The sequence below is a fragment of the Ralstonia edaphi genome, assembly GCF_958350185.1.
Taxonomy (GTDB): Bacteria; Pseudomonadota; Gammaproteobacteria; order Burkholderiales; family Burkholderiaceae; genus Ralstonia; species Ralstonia edaphi.
In genome coordinates this window covers 92,290-112,882 of the sequence record NZ_CATWHI010000005.1, presented here as the reverse complement: position 1 = coordinate 112,882, position 20,593 = coordinate 92,290, and the positions used below count along the sequence as shown (strand labels likewise).

24 protein-coding genes are annotated in these 20,593 nt (G+C 62.3%); 1 reads left to right on the top strand and 23 read right to left on the bottom strand.

The genetic code is table 11. The features are described from left to right. Positions 1-66: 66 nt before the first annotated feature. From nagZ to R2669_RS17935, 23 genes are all read right to left on the bottom strand, one after another. Positions 67-1,116 carry a beta-N-acetylhexosaminidase gene (gene nagZ, locus R2669_RS18045; RefSeq protein ID WP_316901590.1) on the bottom strand — a complete coding sequence of 350 codons (1,050 nt, stop codon included), beginning with the start codon at positions 1,114-1,116 and terminating at the stop codon, positions 67-69. Beyond that, positions 1,113-1,556 carry a holo-ACP synthase gene (acpS, locus tag R2669_RS18040; RefSeq protein ID WP_147214234.1) on the bottom strand — a complete coding sequence of 148 codons (444 nt, stop codon included), beginning with the start codon at positions 1,554-1,556 and terminating at the stop codon, positions 1,113-1,115. Before acpS ends, nagZ begins: the two co-directional genes overlap by 4 nt. Further along, entirely contained in the window at positions 1,553-2,344 is a 792-nt protein-coding gene (pdxJ, locus tag R2669_RS18035) for a pyridoxine 5'-phosphate synthase (RefSeq protein ID WP_012435233.1), read from the bottom strand. Before pdxJ ends, acpS begins: the two co-directional genes overlap by 4 nt. Beyond that, a complete protein-coding gene (recO, locus tag R2669_RS18030) occupies positions 2,341-3,162 on the bottom strand; it encodes a DNA repair protein RecO (protein WP_316901588.1) in 822 nt (273 codons plus the stop codon). Before recO ends, pdxJ begins: the two co-directional genes overlap by 4 nt. Positions 3,163-3,191: 29 nt before the next feature. After that, on the bottom strand, positions 3,192-4,130 hold the full coding sequence (era, locus tag R2669_RS18025) for a GTPase Era (RefSeq protein WP_004635627.1): 939 nt from the start codon (positions 4,128-4,130) through the stop codon (positions 3,192-3,194). Between the two features lie 8 nt (positions 4,131-4,138). Then, entirely contained in the window at positions 4,139-4,909 is a 771-nt protein-coding gene (gene rnc / locus R2669_RS18020) for a ribonuclease III (RefSeq protein WP_316901586.1), read from the bottom strand. A 1-nt stretch (position 4,910) separates the two neighbouring features. Next, positions 4,911-5,279: a DUF4845 domain-containing protein gene (locus tag R2669_RS18015; protein ID WP_147214232.1), complete on the bottom strand. Its 369-nt coding sequence runs from the start codon at positions 5,277-5,279 to the stop codon at positions 4,911-4,913. Positions 5,280-5,341: 62 nt separating this feature from the next. Further along, on the bottom strand, positions 5,342-6,235 hold the full coding sequence (gene lepB, locus R2669_RS18010; RefSeq protein ID WP_316901584.1) for a signal peptidase I: 894 nt from the start codon (positions 6,233-6,235) through the stop codon (positions 5,342-5,344). A 30-nt stretch (positions 6,236-6,265) separates the two neighbouring features. Beyond that, complete coding sequence (gene lepA / locus R2669_RS18005; RefSeq protein ID WP_316901582.1) at positions 6,266-8,065, bottom strand: translation elongation factor 4; 1,800 nt, start codon at positions 8,063-8,065, stop codon at positions 6,266-6,268. Between the two features lie 215 nt (positions 8,066-8,280). Next, positions 8,281-8,556: a glutaredoxin family protein gene (locus R2669_RS18000; protein ID WP_316888058.1), complete on the bottom strand. Its 276-nt coding sequence runs from the start codon at positions 8,554-8,556 to the stop codon at positions 8,281-8,283. Continuing rightward, on the bottom strand, positions 8,553-10,064 hold the full coding sequence (locus R2669_RS17995) for a DegQ family serine endoprotease (protein WP_316888060.1): 1,512 nt from the start codon (positions 10,062-10,064) through the stop codon (positions 8,553-8,555). Before R2669_RS17995 ends, R2669_RS18000 begins: the two co-directional genes overlap by 4 nt. 85 nt (positions 10,065-10,149) lie before the next feature. Beyond that, entirely contained in the window at positions 10,150-11,247 is a 1,098-nt protein-coding gene (locus tag R2669_RS17990) for a MucB/RseB C-terminal domain-containing protein (protein WP_316901580.1), read from the bottom strand. Positions 11,248-11,258: 11 nt separating this feature from the next. Further along, positions 11,259-11,891 carry a sigma-E factor negative regulatory protein gene (locus R2669_RS17985; RefSeq protein ID WP_316888061.1) on the bottom strand — a complete coding sequence of 211 codons (633 nt, stop codon included), beginning with the start codon at positions 11,889-11,891 and terminating at the stop codon, positions 11,259-11,261. Positions 11,892-11,998: 107 nt separating this feature from the next. Beyond that, positions 11,999-12,598, bottom strand: coding sequence for an RNA polymerase sigma factor RpoE (gene rpoE / locus R2669_RS17980; RefSeq protein ID WP_147214226.1), 600 nt, complete (start codon positions 12,596-12,598; stop codon positions 11,999-12,001). Between the two features lie 61 nt (positions 12,599-12,659). Continuing rightward, positions 12,660-13,151 (bottom strand): hypothetical protein, encoded by a 492-nt coding sequence (locus R2669_RS17975; RefSeq protein WP_261797041.1) that lies wholly within the window; start codon positions 13,149-13,151, stop codon positions 12,660-12,662. 48 nt (positions 13,152-13,199) lie between these two features. After that, a complete protein-coding gene (gene fabF / locus R2669_RS17970) occupies positions 13,200-14,432 on the bottom strand; it encodes a beta-ketoacyl-ACP synthase II (RefSeq protein WP_147214225.1) in 1,233 nt (410 codons plus the stop codon). A gap of 113 nt (positions 14,433-14,545) precedes the next feature. Beyond that, positions 14,546-14,785, bottom strand: coding sequence for an acyl carrier protein (gene acpP, locus R2669_RS17965; RefSeq protein WP_004635650.1), 240 nt, complete (start codon positions 14,783-14,785; stop codon positions 14,546-14,548). A 186-nt stretch (positions 14,786-14,971) separates the two neighbouring features. Further along, entirely contained in the window at positions 14,972-15,721 is a 750-nt protein-coding gene (gene fabG, locus R2669_RS17960) for a 3-oxoacyl-ACP reductase FabG (protein WP_316874264.1), read from the bottom strand. A 14-nt stretch (positions 15,722-15,735) separates the two neighbouring features. Further along, on the bottom strand, positions 15,736-16,665 hold the full coding sequence (gene fabD / locus R2669_RS17955) for an ACP S-malonyltransferase (RefSeq protein WP_316888063.1): 930 nt from the start codon (positions 16,663-16,665) through the stop codon (positions 15,736-15,738). A gap of 32 nt (positions 16,666-16,697) precedes the next feature. After that, positions 16,698-17,678 carry a beta-ketoacyl-ACP synthase III gene (locus R2669_RS17950; protein WP_316901578.1) on the bottom strand — a complete coding sequence of 327 codons (981 nt, stop codon included), beginning with the start codon at positions 17,676-17,678 and terminating at the stop codon, positions 16,698-16,700. A 37-nt stretch (positions 17,679-17,715) separates the two neighbouring features. After that, positions 17,716-18,777, bottom strand: coding sequence for a phosphate acyltransferase PlsX (plsX, locus tag R2669_RS17945; protein ID WP_316888065.1), 1,062 nt, complete (start codon positions 18,775-18,777; stop codon positions 17,716-17,718). Positions 18,778-18,967: 190 nt separating this feature from the next. After that, positions 18,968-19,147: a 50S ribosomal protein L32 gene (gene rpmF / locus R2669_RS17940; RefSeq protein ID WP_003268823.1), complete on the bottom strand. Its 180-nt coding sequence runs from the start codon at positions 19,145-19,147 to the stop codon at positions 18,968-18,970. A 115-nt stretch (positions 19,148-19,262) separates the two neighbouring features. Further along, complete coding sequence (locus tag R2669_RS17935; RefSeq protein WP_316901848.1) at positions 19,263-19,799, bottom strand: YceD family protein; 537 nt, start codon at positions 19,797-19,799, stop codon at positions 19,263-19,265. Between the two features lie 194 nt (positions 19,800-19,993). On the opposite strand from R2669_RS17935, the gene R2669_RS17930 reads away from it, so the two are divergent. Further along, entirely contained in the window at positions 19,994-20,590 is a 597-nt protein-coding gene (locus R2669_RS17930) for a Maf-like protein (RefSeq protein WP_316901576.1), read from the top strand. Positions 20,591-20,593 lie beyond the last annotated feature (3 nt).

Genomic DNA, 20,593 nt, shown 5'->3' with positions numbered 1-20,593 from the left:
GCAGCAAGAAGAAAGGCTCCCTCGGGAGCCTTTTCTTTTACCACCACGCTTTGTGCGTTTCTGGGGCTAAGCGATGAGCTTCGCCTCGCGCAACGTGCGCAGCGCCTGCCTGTAGGCCGATTGCTGCTGCAGCTTCGCCCAGTCCTTCACAGCCCGGCCGCCAAACAGCCGGCGCACGCGCCGCTGCGATGCCTTGCCCATGGGCACGTCCAGCTCGCCGAGCAGTTGATCGGCCTTCTCCGGCGCATTGCAGATCAGCACCATGTCGCAGCCGGCCGTGAGCGCCGCACGCGCCCCGTCGACCACCGTGCCGGCAACGCTCGCGCCTTCCATGCTCAGGTCATCGCTGAAGATCACGCCGTCGAAGTTGAAATGCGCGCGCAGCATGTCCTGCAGCCAGAAGCGAGAGAAGCCCGCCGGGTTCGGATCGACAGCCGAGTAAATCACGTGCGCCGGCATGACGGTTTGCAGGCCGATTCCCATCCAGCCGTAGGGCTGCGCATCGTCTGCAAGAATGGCCTCAAGCGGGCGCTCGTCCACAGGCACAGCAATGTGCGAATCGGCTTGGACGTAGCCGTGACCCGGGAAATGTTTGCCGCAATTGGACATGCCGGCCAGGCGTAGGCCCAGCGTCAGGTGGTTGGCGAGCATCGTGACCACGCGCGGGTCGCGATGGAACGCGCGATCGCCGATCACGCTGCTGCTGCCGTAGTCCAGATCGAGCACGGGCGTGAAGCTGAGGTCGATGTCGCAGGCGCGCAGTTCTGCGGCCAGGACATAGCCGCAAGCCGTGGCGGCGCGCGTCGCGGCCAGCACATCGGTGTCCCACAACTTGCCCAGCGCGCCCATGGCGGGCAGGTGCGTAAAACCGTCGGTCTTGGCACGCTGCACGCGACCGCCTTCGTGGTCGATGCAAATCAGCACGTCGTTGCGAATCGCGCGAATGGCTTGCGTGAGCGCCGTCAACTGCGCGCGCGATTCAAAGTTGCGCGCAAACAGGATCACGCCCCCCGTCAACGGATGGGCAATGCGGCGAACGTCGTCGGGGCCGAGTTTCAGGCCGGCCACATCCAGAACGATCGGGCCGGGGTGCTTCTGTTTTTTGGTTTGGGTCATGCGGAGGATTTCGTTTGCAACTCGGCGACTGCGAAGGCGACTGCGTAGTCGCGCTCGTCCGTCACGCTGATCTGGATATGAAGGCCGTGCTGCGCGATCCAGTCGGCCAGTTCGCCGCTGTAGCGCACCACCGGTTGGCCGGAGGGCAAGTTGAGCGTCTGGACCGCACGCCACGTCATGGGCCAGCGCATTCCCAGGCCGATGGCCTTGGACACAGCTTCCTTGGCGGCAAAGCGCGTGGCAAGAAACGCGAGGCCACGGCGCTCTGAACGCGCCTTGCGGGCATGGTAGACGCGCAGCTCCTCGGGGCCGAGCACCTTTTCGGCGAAGCGGCCATTGGTCCGCTGCATCACGCCTTCGACGCGCTCGATCTGGATGATGTCCGTGCCGATGCCATAAATGGCGCCGGACACCGAGGCGGCTGCGGCCCGTTCGTTCATACAGGCACGCCCGGGTGTGCAGCCGCTGGCGTCGTGGACGACAACCGCGCCGCAACCATGATCGCCTTCATCTCACGCACCGCGTTCTGCCAGCCGGCAAACACCGCATGCGCAACGACGGCGTGGCCGATGTTGAGCTCATGAATGCCGGCGATGGCGGCAATCGGCTGCACGTTCGTGTAGTGAAGGCCGTGGCCTGCGTTCACCCGCACGCCCCAGCGGATGCCCTCTTCCACGGCGGTTTCGATGCGGACGAGTTCTGCCCGCAGCTCGGCATCGTCGGTCGCTTCAGCATAGCGGCCCGTGTGCAGTTCGATGACGGGCGCGCCGGCAGCGGCAGCGGCCTCGATCTGTGCCGCATCCGGATCAATGAACAGCGACACGCGGATGCCCGCATCGGCCAGTTGCTTGCAAGCGGCCTGCACCTTGGCAAAACCACCAACCACGTCCAGCCCGCCTTCGGTCGTCACTTCCTGACGGCGCTCGGGCACGAGGCAAACGTCCTGCGGGCCGATGTCGCATGCGATGTCGAGCATCTCCTGCGTGACGGCGCACTCGAGGTTCATGCGCGTGCGCAGTTGCGGCCGCAGGGCGCGCACATCGGCATCCTTGATGTGGCGGCGATCTTCGCGCAGGTGGAGGGTGATGAGGTCGGCGCCGGCTTCTTCTGCCAGCAGCGCCGCGGCGATCGGGTCCGGGTACGTGGTGCCGCGCGCGTTGCGCAGCGTAGCGACGTGGTCGATGTTGATACCCAGGTCGATGATTCCCGGCGAGGCGTGAAAGATCATAGTTTCTGCAAGTCGATCAGGATCTGGCGCGTCGAAAGCGGCGTGCCATGCAAATGATAATGCAGCAGGAATCGCATCAGGCTGCGGCTTTGCTGCGCGGTCGTGGGGCGTGAGGCGTAATCATCGCGCTCCATGTCGATCAGCGTCTGGCCGCGCAAGACGGGCCACGACGATGGATCGCTGGGCAGCGTGCGCCGGATGCCGCGCTCGGGGTGATAGACGTATTCGGCATCAGCCTGCACGGGTTCGCCGTCGATGCAGCGGTCGAGCTGCGCGGCAAAGCCGGTCTCACGCAGCAGCACACGTTCGAACGCCCGCAGCGTGAAGGCCGCGGGTTCGCCATGGGCAAGCTTGTTGAGCGTTTCGACGTAATGCGCGAACAGGACCGGGTGGCCGTCTTCGCGGGCGACGAACTTGACGAGCAATTCGTTCAGATAGAAGCCGGACAGCAGTCCCTCTCCGGCCAGCGGCAGCATGCCTCCAACCCACTCTGCGCGCGTGAGCGTGCGCACATCACCGCGCCCGCTCCAGGACAGCGACAGCGGCTGGAACGTCTGCAACACCGCGCGCAGCGCCGAATGCGGCCGCTTGGCCCCCTTCGCGACCAGCGCCATGCGCCCGTAGTCCGGCGTGAAGACGTCGATGATGAGGCTGGTTTCCCGATACGGATAACTGTGCAGCACGAAGGCCGGCTGCGCAGCAACACGCGTTTCGGAACGCCCGGCAGGAAAGCTCTTGCGCGGCGCGGCGCCGGCAACGCCTTCCTCGGCAAGCCATTCCGCGGCTTCGTCCGGAATCGGATCGGATCGTCCCGCCATCGAGCGTGTGTAGTGGCGCGGCTAGGTGGTTATTCGTAGCCGTAGGCGCGCAGGCCGGCTTCGTTGTCGGCCCAACCGCTCTTGACCTTGATCCAGACCTCCAGATACACCTTGCCGTCGAACAGTTTTTCCATGTCCATGCGGGCTTCGGTGGAGATCTGCTTGAGCTTGGCGCCCTTCGCACCGATGATCATCGCCTTGTGCGCGTCGCGGTCGACCAGAATGGTCACGAACACGCGGCGCAGGCGGCCTTCGGTCTCGAACTTGTCGACGATGACGGTGCTGGAATACGGCAACTCGTCGCCCGTCCAGCGGAAAACCTTCTCGCGAACGATTTCGGCGGCCAGGAAGCGCTCGCTGCGATCGGTCAGCGCCTCCGGGTCGTACATCGGCTCACCTTCCGGCAGATACGGGCGCACGATGCCGAGCAGCCGATCGATGTCGTCGCGGTTCTTGGCCGACATCGGCACGATTTCGGCAAACGGAAACACCTGCGCCATGTCCTGCAGGAACACCGCGACCATCTCGGCGCGCGTGTACGCATCGAGCCGATCGACCTTGTTGACGATCAGGATCACGGGCGTCTCGCGCGGCAGCAGCGAGAGCACCTTTTCGTCGTCCGGGCCGTAGCGACCGGCTTCGACCACGAACAACACCGCATCCACCGACGTGAGGGTGGACGTAACCGCGCGGTTCAGCGAACGGTTCAGCGCGGTGGCGTGACGGGTCTGAAAGCCTGGCGTATCGACGAAAACGAACTGTGCGTCATCCGTCGTCTGAATGCCCGTGATGCGGTGGCGCGTGGTCTGCGCCTTGCGCGATGTGATGCTGACTTTCTGGCCCACGAGGGCGTTCATCAGCGTGGATTTGCCGACGTTCGGCCGCCCGACAATGGCGACCATGCCGCAGCGGAACCCCTCCGGCACGCCAGATTCTGGCTGCGGAGGCTGCAATGGGGTGTCGCTCATTTACCTGATTATTCCTTCAACCGGAGAGACAACTGCGGATCGGGCGGCGTGGCCTGCTTGCGCGTCTTGCCGGTGCGCTCGGCGCGGCTGCGCTTGACGAGCTGCGGCACCAGGCGATGCGCTTCTTCCAAGGCCAGCTTGGCCGCCGATTGTTCGGCCGCGCGCCGCGATGCCCCGCTGCCGGAGACGCGAATCTCCAGCTTCGGGATCGAGCACTCGACCTCGAATTGCTGATTATGCGCCGCGCCGTGGGTAGCCACCACCGTGTACAGCGGCAACGCAATCTTGTGACCTTGGAGGTACTCCTGCAACAGCGTCTTGGCGTCCTTGCCAAGCGTGCGCGGATCGACCTGTTCAAGGATCGGGATATAGAGCTTGCGGATCAGCGTGCGGGCGGCATCGAAGCCGCCGTCGAGGAACACTGCCCCGAAAATCGCTTCCAGCGCATCGGCCAGGATAGATGGACGGCGGAAACCGCCGCTCTTCAACTCACCTTCGCCCAAACGCAGGGCATCGGGCAACTGCAACATTTGCGCGATCTCGTACAACGTCTGTTGCTTGACCAGATTGGCCCGCACCCGCGAAAGATCGCCCTCATCCAGCTTGCCGAACATGCCGTAGAGCATGTCGGCGACGGCGCAGTTCAGGATCGAATCACCAAGAAATTCCAGGCGCTCGTTGTGCATCGCGCTGTGACTGCGATGGGTGAGCGCCTGCTGCAGCAACTCCGGTTTGCTGAAGCGGTAGCCAAGACGTTGCTGTAGCGCATCCAGACTCATGTCAACGCTGGGTCCCCGAATAGGTGATCACCAGACCGATGGGGCCATACAGCGGCACTTCGCGCTTGTACGAGAAACGCACCGCCTGAATGGAGCCCCCGCCGTCCAGCACTTCCAGATCTTCGCCCTTGATCGACGTGATGTCGTCGATCGCGGCCTGCTTGTCAAAGGCGGAGGCCACCTCTTCGCGCGTGCTTGCACGCTCGCGCGCCTGTTTCACAGCGCGCGTAATGGCCTGGTATTCCATCAGGCTCGGCACAGACCGAATGGCCGGCAGCACAAACGTAATCAGCACGATGATGCCGATCAGGATGCCAAACATCGTAATCCCGCGCGACGGGCGTTTGAGACCGGTCTGACGAATCCGCATTGCATTTCCCCCGTTTTGCAATTGCCGAGTTTTATTAAGATATCTTTGCGTCACTTATTGGATCAGTGAAAAGCACCGATCCGCTTCAGGTCACCCAGATTCATCCAGATGAAGAAGGCCTTCCCGACGATGTTCTTGTCCGGCACGAAGCCCCAGTAACGAGAATCGGCGCTGTTGTCGCGATTATCGCCCATCATGAAATAGTGACCTGCGGGTACCTTGCAAGTGAAGCCGGTCTGATTGTATGTGCAGTTCTCGCGAAACGGAAAATCGTCCGGGCCGGAGACATAGGCGGGGCGGTCTGCGTCGTTCAGGATGTTGTGCGTCACGTTGCCCAACGTCTCCTGGTACTGCTTCGAGTAGGTCAGACGCTCGCCATCGAGGTAGTCGGACTGCGGCGCGTAGGTCGCCGGCTGGCCGTTCACCGTCAGACGCTTGTTGTCGTACTTCACCACGTCACCCGGCACACCGATCACGCGCTTGATGTAGTCCATCGACTCGTCTTTCGGGTAGCGGAAGACCATCACGTCGCCGCGCTGCGGCTGGTTCAGCTCCACGATCTTCTTGTTCACGATCGGCAAGCGAATGCCATACGTGTACTTGTTGACGAGGATGAAATCGCCGATCTGCAGCGTCGGAATCATCGAGCCCGACGGAATCTTGAACGGCTCGATCACGAACGAGCGCAGCAGGAACACCGCCGCAATGACCGGGAAGAAGCTGGCGGTGTATTCCAGCCACCAGGGCTGGCGCAACTTATCTTCGGCCAATTGCAAACGGGCGGCACCGATGTCGCCAGCGCCACCGTACTGCGCCTGCACCTGCGCGCGCGCATCAAATTCAGCGAGTGCCGCGGCTGCGGCCGCCTGACGCTGGCGCTGAAACACCAGCTTGTCGGCCACCCACGCAATACCGGTGAGGACGACGAGAACAAACAGAATCAGGGCGAAGTTCATGGATGAGAGATCGTCCGAGCGATGTCTGGATTATTTTTCTTCGACGCGCAGGATGGCCAGGAAAGCCTCTTGCGGAATTTCAACGGTGCCAACCTGCTTCATGCGCTTCTTGCCCTCTTTCTGCTTTTCGAGGAGCTTCTTCTTGCGCGAAATATCACCGCCGTAGCACTTGGCCAGCACGTTCTTGCGCAGCGCCTTGACGTTCTCACGCGCGATCACGTTCGCGCCAATGGCAGCTTGGATCGCCACGTCGTACATCTGGCGCGGAATGATCTCGCGCATCTTGGCGGCCACTTCGCGACCACGGTACGTGCTGTTCGAACGGTGGACGATGATGGACAGCGCATCGACCTTGTCGCCGTTGATCAGGATGTCGACCTTGACCACGTCCGACACGCGGTATTCCTTGAACTCGTAATCCATCGACGCATAACCGCGCGAAACGGATTTCAGCCGATCGAAGAAGTCCAGCACGATCTCGCCCATCGGGATTTCGTACGTCAGCTGGACTTGGCGGCCGTGGTAGCTCATGTTGATCTGCGAGCCACGCTTCTGCTCGCACAGCGTGATCACCGCGCCCACATAGTCCTGCGGCATGTACAGATTGACCGTAACGATCGGCTCGAGAATCGCCTCGATCTTGCTCGGGTCGGCCGGCATCTTGGCCGGGTTTTCCACCTGCACCATCGTGCCGTCGCGCAGCTGCACCTGATAGACCACCGTCGGCGCGGTGGTGATCAGATCCATGTCGAACTCGCGTTCCAGGCGCTCCTGCACGATCTCCATGTGCAGCAAGCCGAGGAAGCCGCAGCGAAAGCCGAAGCCGAGCGCCTGCGACACTTCCGGCTCGTACTGCAACGATGCGTCGTTGAGCTTGAGCTTTTCGAGCGATTCACGCAGCGCTTCGTATTGATTGGCTTCCACCGGATACAGGCCGGCAAACACCTGCGGCTTGACTTCCTTGAAACCCGGCAGCGGGGCTTCGGCCTTGCGCGGCGCCACGTGCGTGATGGTGTCACCCACCTTGGCGGCCTTCAGTTCCTTGATACCGGCGATGACGAAACCGACCTGGCCCGCCGACAACGATTCACGCGGTACCGACTTCGGCGAAAACACGCCCACCTGCTCCACCAAATGCTGGGCACCGGTTGCCATCAGCAGGACCTTGTCCTTGGCCCGCAGCGTGCCGTTCACCACGCGCACCAGCATCACCACGCCGACGTAGTTGTCGAACCACGAGTCGATGATCAGCGCTTGCAGCGGCGCAGCCGGGTCGCCCTTGGGCGCCGGCACTTTGGCGATCAGCGCTTCGAGCACGTCCCCCACGCCCACGCCGGTCTTGGCGGAGCAACGCGTCGCGTCGGTGGCGTCGATGCCGATGACGTCTTCGATTTCCTGGATCGCGTTGTCCGGATCGGCCGCAGGCAAGTCGATTTTGTTGAGCACCGGCACGACTTCCACGCCCAGCTCGATGGCGGTGTAACAGTTGGCGACGGTCTGCGCTTCCACACCTTGGGAAGCATCGACCACCAGCAGAGCCCCTTCGCATGCGGACAATGAGCGGCTGACTTCGTAGCTGAAGTCGACGTGTCCGGGGGTGTCGATCAGATTGAGGTTATAGACCTTGCCGTCGCGCGCCTTGTAAGACAGCGCGGCTGTCTGCGCCTTGATGGTGATGCCGCGCTCCTTCTCGATGTCCATCGAGTCCAGCACCTGGGCTTCCATCTCGCGGTCGGAGAGCCCGCCACACAACTGGATGATGCGATCTGCCAGCGTCGATTTGCCGTGGTCGATGTGGGCGATGATCGAGAAATTGCGGATATTGTCCATCGAATGCGTCAAAAAGCGCCCATCCCGGGCGCGTCTGCCGGAGCGCGAGGCGGTCCCGGCATGGCCGGCGCGCATGTGCTGCGTCGGCGGGAGGTATTGGGTTCAAAGCCAAAATTGCGGCACAACAATCGTGCAGTGCAAAAATCGGCGCTAACAGGCGATTTTACCGGATTTCAGAGGGCTTCCCGCGCCTCTTTTGCGGCAGCGGCGTTGCCTCAGTTGTGCGCGCTTTGTGCAGTGAGCCACGCCTGCACAGCTTGCACATCCAGAAAGTAGTGGCACAGCTCACGCGCATCTTCAGGTGGAGTTGCCGGTGCCCCTGTCATGAGCACGGGCACCAACTCGTCAAACCGCGCCTCCAGCGCCGGATCGCTATCGACGTCCACTTCGTGGAGCACAAAAGAAAAACCGCGCCGGAGTGGCTCCAGCGCGTTCTTCATGTCATCGCACAAATGGCAGTACGTGCGGCCGTAGAGCGTAAGCTCGATCACTGGCCGCTACCCGACCGGGCTGCGCTCGGGCGCAACGTCACTACCTGGGTGGCATCACCTCGACGCACAAACACGGCCACCATGCGGTTCTTGTCAAGCTTGGCGACCACCTCGTTGAACTGCTTGGCGTTGGTGACATCGGTATCGCCCACACGCAGAATCAGGTCGCCCGGTCGAATGCCGACGCGCGCCGCTGGCCCTTCAGACACCTGCACTTCAACGCCGCTCTTGGTCTTGAACTCGCGACGAGCGCCGTCGGACAGGTCTGCCACCACCAGCCCCAGCGCGTTCGGCTTGCCCGGGCCCTGCTGGCTGTTGTCAGGCTGTGCACCCTTCGTGCGCTGCGCCACCTTCGTGTCGGCCTGCAACTCAGCGACCGTCACAGTCAGATCGCGCGTTGCACCCTTACGCCAGACCTGCACGGTGGCGCGCGTCCCCGGCTTCGTCTCGCCGACTTGGCGCTGCAGGTCGCCCGCCTTCTCGACATCGCGGCCGTTGTACTTAAGAACAATGTCACCGGCCTCGATGCCTGCCTTGTCGGCCGGACCGCCCGACTCGACGTTGCCGACATAGGCGCCGCGCGCGCGGCCCAGACCCAGCGACTCCGCTGCGTCTTTCGGCACGTTATCGATCGCCACGCCGATGCGGCCGCGTGTCACGCGCCCCGTCGCCTTCAACTGCTCAGCCACACGCATCGCCTCGTCGATCGGGATCGAGAACGAGATGCCCATGTAGCCGCCGCTTTGGCTATAGATCTGGTTGTTGATGCCGATCACCTCGCCGCGCAGGTTGATCAGCGGGCCGCCGGAGTTGCCTGGGTTGACGGCCACGTCGGACTGGATGAATGGCAGGTAGTCGCCCGTATCGCGACCCTTGGCCGACACGATGCCTGCAGTCACCGTATTGTCCAGGCCAAACGGAGAACCGATTGCGAGCACCCACTCGCCCACGCGCACCTTGTCGGAATCGCCTAGCTTCAAGCTCGGCAGGGCACTGGCCTCGACCTTGACGAGCGCCACGTCGGTACGCTTGTCCAGGCCGATCAGCTTGGCCTTGTATTCGCGCTTGTCGATCAGCGTGACATAGATGGTTTCTGCGCCTTCCACCACATGCGCGTTGGTCAGGATGTAACCATCACCGGAGATGATGAAGCCGGAACCGACACCGCGGCTCTGCTCTTCTTCCTGCTGCGGCGGCGCGTTGCGGCGCTTCTGACCCTGCCCCGGCATGCCCGGCATCGGCACTCCGAAGAAGCGGCGGAAAAACTCCGCCATGTCGTCATCATTCGGACCACCCTGCTGCATACGGACCTTCTCGGTCGTGCGGATGTTCACGACGGCAGGACTTACCTTCTCGACCAAGTCGGCAAAATCGGGCAGGCCATACGTGCCCGTAGCCACACTACCCGTGGCGTTCTGTGCGTGGGCCGGCGCCAATGCGCTCCCGACCGCCACGACAGCGGCAACGCACAGCAGACGCAAGGCATGAACGGATCGAGCGGTACGCATGAAAGCTCCCCGGAACAAAGACAGATAGAGAAATGGTACTGAGCGCATCCACGCCGCGCACCCCAGGCAGGTGCAGGCTTTGTGGCTACTGCGGCGCGCTGGCCGGCTTATTGCTCAGGTTGGCGGACACCGGCTTGTAGTCGACTGCGGCGCCAAACTGCTTGATGGTAGCAAACGGGACTTCGCCCACAACCGTCAGCCAGAAATCGGCAACGCGTCGCACCATCACATGCGTGGCGCCTTGCGAGATAAAGCCTTCACGGCGCGTACGCTTTTCCGATACCGGCTCGATAAAGAGCGACAGCCCTGCCAAGCCATCACTGAAGACGACCTGCTGGACCTCGAAACCGGAAGTGTTCTTGCCCGCCGGCGCAATATCGCCCAGCGGACGACGCACCTCGCGGATCTTCTGGAAACCCTTGACGGGATTGCCGATCGTCCAACCTTGTTCTGCCAGATTGGTCGGCTGCGTCACGATCTCGTACTGATTCCAGCCGTTCAGGTTCTTGAACGCAGCGACGATCTTCTGCTTTTCCGACGGCACACCCAGCTCGACTTGCGAAAAGGCGACCTGCTCCAGCACCTTGCCGTCTTCACCAATGGTCTGGGCGCGCATGAGCAAGCCACTGTTTCGCTCGGCCCAGATACGGTAGGCATAGCGGTAGCCGTCCTTCGGATCAAGCTGAAAGACCTCGCAGTCCATGCCCGCGACGCGCTCGGCCGGGAGGTGGCGCATGTCGTACTGATCGAGCACATCGCCATTGGTGGTGGCAAGCAGCGCGGGGAAGCTGTCCTTGTGCTCCTGCTTCTCCGTCACAACGAGTTTGACGTCGTAAATCAGGTTCCGCACGACATCATTCTGGCGCAGCATTTCGCGCTGCTTGCCGTCCAGCGCTTCGACGCGCTCGTACTCGTTGTTGAAGAGATCAGCGTAGTGCTGGATACGGGTGGAGTGCATGCCGGTGCCACGCTGGTATGTGAGCGTGCCGACATAGTTCTGCTTGAGTGCCGCGCGATGGATCTTGGCCAACCAAGAGGCGGCCTCCTTGCGCGGCATGGGATCGGGCTGCGGCTGAGCAGCCGTCGCCAGCGCCGAAACACACAGAAGAAGAAAAACCGACCGACGAACGGCCTGCAGCTTGCGGGCGCCTGCCCCGGCAACGGGGTGCCACACCTTCGACATGGATGCCCGCATTATTCCTGATTGGAGTCCTGGGTGTTCGCCACCCCGTTGGCCACTGCACGCAGATACGGAACTACCATACCGTTGGTCGCCGATTGACGATGGGCGCTCAGGTATTCGTCCAGACGGGCGTCGCGGATCATCGGCGTATTGTCAGTTGCCGCCACGGTCAGCGCCTGCGCACCAGCAGCTTGGGTCGCCTTGGCGACCAGTGCGGGAGAACCGTCCGCGCCATCAGTAGGACCGCGCAGTTGCGGCACGACGACCCAGCTAACGGCCGCCACCGCCGCCGCCACGGCAGTCGTGGGCATGATCCGTCGGACCCAAGCGGGACTGACCAGGAATCGGTGCCTTTCCTGGGTTTTCGCACGCTGCGCTACAGCCGGCACCAACAGATGGGGCTCAGCGTCGAGCTTCGCCGAGAACCGGCTGACGAAATCTTCGGAAGAACGCGTGTTTAGCAGATCCTCCGAGCGGAGCACGTCGCCGATCAGCTGATATTCGCGCCAATGCGCCGCGCCCTCGCCATCCTTGGCGAGCTCCACCGCAGACAACACCTCGTGCGCCGCGATTTCACCGTCCATCAAGGCAGAGATGCGTTGTGCGAACTCCACTTCTGCCGTTTGCAATTGAGCCTGACCCATTTCCCGACCCCAAAAACTCCAACGTCCAATCAACGATCCGAGAGAAGACTTCCCGAGGTTTCACCGTTTGCAGCCGCATGCGGCCGCCGGCTTGTCATATCGGCTGGCTACCACCGTTTGCCCTCCACTGTTCCCAGCAGGGGGCGCAATTTCTCGGCAATCGCCTCGCGCGCCCGGAAAATGCGGGACCGGACCGTGCCGATCGGGCATTCCATCGCTTCAGCGATTTCCTCATAACTCAGACCCTCGATCTCCCGAAGTGTGATTGCGGTACGCAACTCTTCGGGCAGTGCTTCCATTGCACGGTTGACCGTTTCGGCCACCTGCTTGGTATGCAGCATGGAGTCCGGCGTATTGATATCCCTTAGTAGCTCACCGTCGGCAAAAGTTTCAGCCTCTTCGGTATCGATGTCGGTGGACGATTCCGGGCGCCGGCCCTGAGTCGCCAGGTAATTCTTGGCCGTGTTGACGGCGATGCGATACAGCCACGTATAGAACGCGGATTCTCCCCGGAACTGGGGCAACGCACGGTAGGCCTTGATAAAGGCATCCTGTGCCACATCCTCGACTTCGGCTGGGTCACGGATCAGGCGCGAGACGAGCCGAATGATCTTCCGGTGGTACTTGACCACCAGCAGCTCAAACGCTCGCTTATCGCCTTGCTGGACGCGCTCGACGAGGATCTGGTCGGCTTCGCGTTCGCTCACGGATTCTTCACCTGCAGTGTATCGCCTTGAATTTTTGTGACTTGGAAACGTTGTATTTTACCTACGACACACCAGGCGCCTGGGACACCACCCGCGGCGGCCCCAAGCGCAACAGACTTCGCATACGACGTAGCGTCCCGGCAGAAAACCACGGCGGCATCAGCACGAAAATCTGCGGACACCACCCATGACGCGCGACTCCAAGGACCAAGACGCGCTCACCGAGCGGCCATGACCATAACAAAGGCGCATTTTGGACCGCTTGTGGCGCCTTCAATCGGATCTGCCACACAGCGCGACCCGGCTCCCCGTCTTGTTTGAGACGAACGCGCCACATCAGTTCCATTGCGAGCGGCGAACGGTTCACCATCAAAGGAACGGTGGCAGCAAATGTCAGCGCGCTGATGACTGCCCAACTGATCGGCGGCAAGGCAGCGCCCCACGTTTCGATTGCCCAGAACACCACCGAGCAGACAAGCGCCGCCATCCCGAAACGGCCGATCGCGCACAACCGCCGATACGACGCTGGAAAAACAATGTGCTGGAAAATCAAGGCAAAAAACGAAGCGGCACGCGCTGCGAGGCTGCGTACCGCTTTGCCTTATGGACGCTTGAACACCAGCGTGCCGTTGGTCCCACCGAAGCCAAAGTTGTTCTTCACGGCCACGTCGATCTTCATGTCCCGCGCGGTGTTGGCGCAGTAATCGAGATCGCACTCGGGATCCTGATTGAAGATGTTGATGGTCGGTGGCGACACCTGATTGTGCAGCGCCAGCACCGTGAACACCGACTCCAACCCGCCCGCGCCGCCCAGCAAGTGGCCGGTCATGGACTTGGTCGAGTTCACAACAACCTTGCTCGCATGGTCGCCAAAAGCGGCCTTGATGGCTTCCGATTCGTTCTTGTCGCCCAGCGGCGTAGACGTGCCGTGCGCATTCAGGTAATGGACCTGATCCGCATTCATGCCCGCATCGCGCAGTGCGTTCAGCATGCAACGGCGCGGGCCGTCCATGTTCGGCGCCGTCATGTGGAACGCATCGCCGCTCATGCCGAAGCCTGCGACTTCCGCATAGATCGTGGCGCCGCGCGCCTTGGCCGACTCGTATTCTTCCAACACCATCACGCCGGCACCCTCGCCCAGCACGAAGCCGTCGCGGTCCTTGTCCCAGGGGCGCGATGCGGTGGCTGGATCCTCGTTACGCGTGGACAGCGCGCGGGCGGCGGCGAACCCGCCGATGCCCAGCGGAGACACCGTCGATTCGGCGCCGCCGGCAACCATGGCGTCAGCATCACCGGCCTGGATTAGACGGGCGGCCAGACCAATGCTGTGCAGACCCGTGGTGCAAGCCGTGACAGCTGCCAGATTCGGGCCCTTCAGGCCGAACATGATGCTCAGGTGACCGGAGATCATGTTGATGATCGAGCCCGGCACGAAGAACGGCGAAATCCGGCGCGGGCCGCGATCGACATAGGTCTGGTGCGTGTCTTCGATCATCGGCAGACCGCCGATACCGGAACCGACCAGCACGCCGATACGCTCGGCATTGGCCTCGGTCACTTCCAGCCCGCTGTCTTTCAGCGCTTGCACGCCGGCAGCAATGCCGTAATGGATGAAGGTATCCATGTTGCGGGCTTCCTTCGCCGGGATGTAATCCTCGGCGTTGAAACCCTTGACCTCGCCCGCGAAATGCACGGCCAGGTTCGACGGATCGAATTTGGTGATGGTGGCGATCCCGGACTTGCCGGCGACCAGATTGGCCCACCCCTCGGCGACCGAGTTCCCTACCGGAGAGACCAGCCCCAGGCCGGTTACGACTACGCGACGACGGCTCACTATGCTTTCCTGCAACTCTGTATCAGCGACAAAGGCCACAGAAAACGCGCCACCCGGTCAAGCCGGACAACCGCCCTTTCTGTGGCCCGCGATGTCAAGAGATCGATTGACGCTTACGCCTTGACGTGGGCGGTCGCGTAATCGATGGCTTGTTGCACCGTGGTGATCTTCTCGGCTTCTTCGTCCGGAATTTCCATACCGAACTCGTCTTCCAGAGCCATCACCAGCTCAACCGTATCGAGCGAATCCGCGCCCAGATCGTTCACGAACGACGATTCGTTCTTGATGTCCGCTTCGGCCACGCCGAGTTGCTCAGCAACGATCTTCTTAACGCGTGCGTCGATGTTGTCCATTTAACCCTCCAGGGAAGTATTCGACAAAAAGTGCGCGCATTCTAGCAGGTTTGAGCGGCGAAAAACCGCGCCGGAATCCATGCAAAAAATGCGCTCAACATGATGCTAAAAGCCAGTTAAATCGGCGATCGCACTGGATTTTGCGCATGCGCAAAGCCCCGCACACCCGCCGCCGGGACGGCTTCCTTATCCCATGTACATGCCGCCGTTGACGTGCAGGGTCGAGCCCGTAATGTAGCCGGCCGCCGGTGACGCCAGGAAGGCAACCGCGCTGGCGATGTCCTCGGGCGCGCCCAGGCGCCCCAACGGAATCTGCGCCTTCAGCGCGGTATGTTGCTCTTCCGACAGGACCTTGGTCATGTCGGTATCGATAAAGCCCGGTGCGATGCAGTTGACCGTAATGTTACGGCTGCCGATCTCGCGGGCCAGCGCGCGGGCCATACCCTCCACACCAGCCTTGGCCGCAGCGTAGTTCGCCTGACCCGGGTTGCCAGCGGAGCCCACGACCGACGTGATGTTGATGATGCGGCCGCCGCGCGCCTTCATCATCGGGCGCAGCACGGCACGCGACAGGCGGAACACGGCGGAAAGGTTGGTATCGATGACCGACACCCACTCTTCGTCCTTCATGCGCATCGCCAGGTTGTCCTGTGTAATGCCGGCATTGTTGACGAGGATGTTCAGGCCGCCGTGCGTCTTGATGGTCTCGTCGATGACGGCTTCACAGCGTGCGGCGTCATTCACGTTAAGCACCACGCCAGCGCCCTTCACGCCGGCTTCAGCAAAGTAAGCCGTGATGGCTTGCGCGCCAGCTTCCGACGTGGCCGTACCGACCACCGTGGCTCCCTGACGCGCCAGTTCCAGCGCGATGGCGCGGCCAATACCTCGCGAGGCACCGGTAACGAGTGCAACCTGATTGTTCAATGCTTGGGTCATACGAATCCCGTTGATTATTTGAGTTGGCCCAGCACGGCTTCCAGCGACGCCGGATCAAAAATCGCATCGCCGACAATCTCGCCATCGATACGCTTGACCAGACCGGCCAGCACCTTACCCGGCCCGCACTCGACCACGCGGGTCACGCCGTCGGCCTTCATCTTCTGGACCGTCTCGACCCAGCGCACCGGCGCGGCTGCCTGGCGCACCAGCGCATCCTTGATGGCAGCAGGGTCGCTCACGACAGCAACGTCCACGTTATTGATGACGGGAATCACCGGGGTGGTAACGGTCACGTTGGCGAGATACTCGCGCAGACGGTCCGACGCCGGCTTGAGCAGCGACGAGTGAAAAGGTGCCGAAACCGGCAGGGGCAGCGCGCGCTTGGCACCCTTGGCCTTGGCGATTTCGCAAGCCTTCTCGACAGCCGCCTTGGCGCCGGCGATCACCACCTGGGCCGGCGCGTTGAAGTTGACGGCTTCGACCACGCCCGCCCCCGAAGCTTCGGCGCATGCGGCCCGCACGTCGTCATCCGACAGGCCGAGGATCGCCGCCATGCCGCCCTCGCCCACCGGCACGGCTTCCTGCATCGCCTTGGCGCGGAAACGCACCAGCGGCACAGCGTCCTTGAATGCGATGGCCCCCGCGGCAACCAGCGCCGAATACTCGCCAAGGCTATGACCGGCCACGACGGTCGGCGTCGGGCCGCCGGCAGCTTGCCATGCGCGATAGACGGCAACTGCCGCCGTCAGCATGACGGGCTGCGTGTTGGTGGTGAGGTTCAGCTCCTCAGCCGGGCCTTCGGCAATCAGCTTGCCGATGTCCTGGCCCAGCGCGTCGGACGCCTCGGCCAGCGTGGCCGCCACAGCCGGATGATCGGCAAACGCGTTGAGCATGCCGACCGATTGCGAACCCTGGCCGGGGAAGACGAAAGCGAATGTCATGGCTCGTATTGTTCGTTCTGGAAATTCGTCGATCAGAAGCGCAGCAGCGCGGCGCCCCAGGTGAAGCCACCGCCCACGCCTTCGAGCATCACGTGCTGGCCGCGCTGGATGCGGCCGTCGCGCACAGCAACGTCGAGTGCCAGGGGAATCGAAGCAGCCGACGTGTTGCCGTGCTCATCGACGGTCACGATCAGGCGCTCGTTCGAAAGGCCCAGCTTCTTGGTGGTGCCTTGCATGATGCGGATGTTCGCCTGATGCGGAATCAACCAGTCAACTTGCGAGGCGTCAAGCTCGGCGGCCGCCAATGCTTCACGGGCGACCTTGTCGAGCACCGTGACGGCCAGCTTGAAGACGGCTTGGCCATCCATGTACAGGAAGGCGCTACCTTGGATTGCGCCTGCCGCCACGTTACCCGGCACACACAGGATGTTGGCGTGGCTGCCGTCCGCATGCAGCGCAGTCGACAGGATGCCGGGCTCGTCAGAGGCTTGCAGCACCACAGCACCCGCGCCGTCGCCAAATAGCACGCACGTGGTGCGATCGTTGAAATCGATGATGCGCGAGAAGACTTCCGAGCCAATCACGAGCACGTTGCGGTACGCACCCGAGCGGATGAATTTGTCGGCGGTCGCAAGCGCGTAGACAAAGCCGGAACATACGGCCTGCACGTCGAATGCTGGGCAGCCGTTGGTGATGCCGAGCTTTTGCTGCACCAGGCACGCCGTACTCGGAAACACGAAATCCGGCGTGGACGTTGCCACCAGGATCAGGTCGAGTTCAGAGCGATCGATGCCGGCGGCTTCGATCGCACGCTCGGCCGCCTTTACTGCGAGGTCGCTGCACGTAACATCCGGCTCGGCGAAATGACGCGCCCGGATGCCGCTGCGCGAGACGATCCAATCGTCGCTCGTCTCGATACCCTTTTCGGCCAGCTGGGCCGCCAGTTCGTCATTGGTGACCCGCTTGGGCGGCAGGTAGCTGCCCGTACCGATGATCCTTGCGAAACGTGTCATGTGCGGTGGGGTGAAATCTGACTCGGGAGCGACGTGTTCAAGCTGCGTCGGCGGCCGGAGTGGAAGTGGAGACCGGCGCAGCGCCCGCTGCGTCATGGTGCGATTCGAACGCCTGCGCAATGCGGGCGATCACGCCGTTGGCCGCGGCGTCGTAGGCACGCTTGATGGCCCATTCGAACGCGTAGGCATCCGCCGAGCCGTGGCTCTTGATGACGAGGCCACGCAGACCGAGCAGCGCGGCGCCATTGTAGCGCCGATGATCGACACGCCGTTTGAACCGCGTCAACACCGGCAGCGCCACGACGGCGAGCAGTTTGGTGAACCACGAGCGACTGAATTCCTGGCGCAGCATCTCGCCGATCATCTTGGCCAGGCCCTCGGTGCTCTTGAGCGCCACATTACCGACAAAGCCATCGCAGACAACGATGTCGGTCGTGCCCTTGAAGATGTCGTTGCCCTCAACGTTGCCGAAGAAATTGAGATCGGAGGCGCGCAGCAGCTCACCTGCGTGCTTGACGACCTCGTTGCCCTTGATGACCTCTTCGCCGATGTTGAGCAAGCCGACCGTCGGCCGAGGCTTCTGCTCGACCACCGACACCATCGCCGAGGCCATCTGCGCAAACTGCAGCAGATGCTCGGGCTCGCAGTCAGCGTTGGCACCCAGGTCCAGCACGGTGGTGCCGGCGCCCTTCTCGTTCGGGATGGCAGTGGCGATGGCCGGGCGATCAATGCCGTCCAGCGTCTTGAGCACGTAACGCGACACGGCCATCAACGCGCCGGTGTTGCCGGCGGAAACGCACGCCTGAGCGGCGCCTTCCTTGAGCTGATTGATGGCCACGCGCATCGAAGAATCTTTCTTCTTGCGCAGCGCGACCTCGACCGGATCGTCCATCGACACCACCTCAGAGGCGGGGACGACGTGGACACGCGGGTTCGCGGTGGCGTGAAGTCGCTTGAGCTGCGCCGCGATGGCATCGGGCTGCCCGACGAGCAGCATTTCGACGTCTTCGTGTGCGGCGAGAAAATGGATCGCTGCGGGGATTGTCACGCCAACGCCGTGATCACCACCCATGCAGTCGATGGCAAGCTTGATGGTCATGCGAGTCTGAGTTGCGGTTTCACGTGCGGCTCCGGCCGTTGGCGCGCGTATGGTACACAAACCCGTACACGCATTGCCGAATTTCGCTCAACAAAAAAGCGGCAAATTGGCTTGCCGCTTTTTCGCTTGCATCATGAACCTGTGCGTTCAGACCAACCCAACACGCTTGCCAGAAAACTGGCAAATCGCATCAGTCGTTCTTGGTCTTCACAACCTTGCGGCCGCGATAGTAGCCATTCGGGCTCACGTGGTGACGCAGGTGCACTTCGCCGGTGGTCGGCTCGACAGCGATCGGGGCCGTCGTCAGGAAATCGTGCGAACGATGCATGCCGCGCTTGGACGGCGACTTCTTGTTTTGTTGAACAGCCATGACTGACTCCTAAGCAATTTGATCGATTTTATCACATCACACGGAGCCGGAGCGTAGCCATTCCGGTAGGCGTGTGAAACGTACTGCCATCAGCGCGCGCAATACTCGCGCACGCCTAATGTTTGGTCTTCAGGTTAGCCAGCACCGCGAACGGCGACGGCTTCTTTTCAGCTTCAGCCTCTTCCGGCAACACCTCATCCGGGCAGACTGCATGACGCGGCGACACCGGCAACGCCAGCAACAGCTCATCTTCGATCTGCGTGATCAGATCGAAGCTGCGCGAGCCAACGATGACATCGGCTTCATCGTCGTCCAGCGGCGCAGCGTCGGCCTCGGCTTCCGAGCGCATGACTTCCAGGCGCGTGCGCACCGGCAGCGGTTGCTCATACGCCTTGAGGCATCGCTGGCATTGCAGCCAGACCGCACCGTCCACTTCCAGATCGATGAAGAGACGCTGACGCGGCAACTGACCGGCGGTAGCCTCTTCACGCACCAGACCCTGCAGTTGCCAACGGAACTCCGTGTTGGCGTCAGCTGGTGCATCGGCGGCCTGCTCGGCCAGCAGGCGCGGCATATCGGTCAGCTGGACCGTGCCGCTTGCCGGCTCGCTCGCGCGAATGAACGCGAAAAGATCGAATGCACGAAAATCCACGAATCGAACCTGCTGAACGCGTTGCTGTGTTGGTGCGCGAACCGGATCGACCGCCCTGCAGCGCCTGACACCTTGCGCCTGGGCGCCCGGTTTGCGACACTGCGCGGCCAAACCGCGAAACGCGGGATTATAGCGGGCAGAAACCTCTGAAGTCAAAAGGTTTTGCTCAAAATCCACTGCATCTTCAAGCACTTATGACTTCTGCATCGCGTCCGCCGCTAATTCTCGCCTCCAGCTCGCCATATCGGCGGGAATTGCTCGAACGCTTGCGCCTGCCGTTTGAGATCGTGGTACCGAACATCGACGAGACCCCCGCCCCGGATGAGTCGCCCGACCAGACCGCTCTGCGCCTGGCTCGGCAGAAGGCGGAGAAGGTTGCAGCAGACTATCCCGGCGCGCTCGTCATCGGCTCCGATCAGGTCGCCACACTCGACGGCAAGCAGGTCGGCAAGCCCGGCGACCACGCCCGCGCCCTGGCGCAACTGCACTGGATGCGTGGACGCACCGTCACATTTCATTCGGCGTTGTGCCTGTACGACGGCCGGACAGGGCAACACCAGAGCCAGGATATTCGCACCCTGGCGACGTTCCGCAATCTTTCCGATGAGGAATTGGACGCCTACTTGCACCTGGAACATCCGTACGACGTTGCGGGGAGCGCCAAATCGGAGGGGCTGGGCATCGCCCTGCTTGAGCGAGTGGAATCGTCGGATCCGACCGCGCTGGTGGGTCTGCCGCTGATCGCATTGACCAGCATGCTGCGCAACGTTCACTACCCGCTCTTCGCCTGAACC

What these genes read in the sequence shown, in the direction of transcription:
- R2669_RS18015 (WP_147214232.1), bottom strand. Translation starts at nt 5,279, where the DNA reads ATGCGGATTCGTCAGACCGGTCTCAAACGCCCGTCGCGCGGGATTACG.
- rnc (WP_316901586.1), bottom strand. Translation starts at nt 4,909, where the DNA reads ATGAGTCTGGATGCGCTACAGCAACGTCTTGGCTACCGCTTCAGCAAA.
- pdxJ (WP_012435233.1), bottom strand. Translation starts at nt 2,344, where the DNA reads ATGATCTTTCACGCCTCGCCGGGAATCATCGACCTGGGTATCAACATC.
- R2669_RS17985 (WP_316888061.1), bottom strand. Translation starts at nt 11,891, where the DNA reads ATGGGTCAGGCTCAATTGCAAACGGCAGAAGTGGAGTTCGCACAACGC.
- R2669_RS17930 (WP_316901576.1), top strand. Translation starts at nt 19,994, where the DNA reads ATGACTTCTGCATCGCGTCCGCCGCTAATTCTCGCCTCCAGCTCGCCA.
- acpP (WP_004635650.1), bottom strand. Translation starts at nt 14,785, where the DNA reads ATGGACAACATCGACGCACGCGTTAAGAAGATCGTTGCTGAGCAACTC.
- recO (WP_316901588.1), bottom strand. Translation starts at nt 3,162, where the DNA reads ATGGCGGGACGATCCGATCCGATTCCGGACGAAGCCGCGGAATGGCTT.
- plsX (WP_316888065.1), bottom strand. Translation starts at nt 18,777, where the DNA reads ATGACCATCAAGCTTGCCATCGACTGCATGGGTGGTGATCACGGCGTT.
- lepA (WP_316901582.1), bottom strand. Translation starts at nt 8,065, where the DNA reads ATGGACAATATCCGCAATTTCTCGATCATCGCCCACATCGACCACGGC.
- rpmF (WP_003268823.1), bottom strand. Translation starts at nt 19,147, where the DNA reads ATGGCTGTTCAACAAAACAAGAAGTCGCCGTCCAAGCGCGGCATGCAT.
- fabG (WP_316874264.1), bottom strand. Translation starts at nt 15,721, where the DNA reads ATGACCCAAGCATTGAACAATCAGGTTGCACTCGTTACCGGTGCCTCG.
- R2669_RS17950 (WP_316901578.1), bottom strand. Translation starts at nt 17,678, where the DNA reads ATGACACGTTTCGCAAGGATCATCGGTACGGGCAGCTACCTGCCGCCC.
- era (WP_004635627.1), bottom strand. Translation starts at nt 4,130, where the DNA reads ATGAGCGACACCCCATTGCAGCCTCCGCAGCCAGAATCTGGCGTGCCG.
- R2669_RS17990 (WP_316901580.1), bottom strand. Translation starts at nt 11,247, where the DNA reads ATGTCGAAGGTGTGGCACCCCGTTGCCGGGGCAGGCGCCCGCAAGCTG.
- acpS (WP_147214234.1), bottom strand. Translation starts at nt 1,556, where the DNA reads ATGAACGAACGGGCCGCAGCCGCCTCGGTGTCCGGCGCCATTTATGGC.
- R2669_RS17995 (WP_316888060.1), bottom strand. Translation starts at nt 10,064, where the DNA reads ATGCGTACCGCTCGATCCGTTCATGCCTTGCGTCTGCTGTGCGTTGCC.
- lepB (WP_316901584.1), bottom strand. Translation starts at nt 6,235, where the DNA reads ATGAACTTCGCCCTGATTCTGTTTGTTCTCGTCGTCCTCACCGGTATT.
- nagZ (WP_316901590.1), bottom strand. Translation starts at nt 1,116, where the DNA reads ATGACCCAAACCAAAAAACAGAAGCACCCCGGCCCGATCGTTCTGGAT.
- fabD (WP_316888063.1), bottom strand. Translation starts at nt 16,665, where the DNA reads ATGACATTCGCTTTCGTCTTCCCCGGCCAGGGTTCGCAATCGGTCGGC.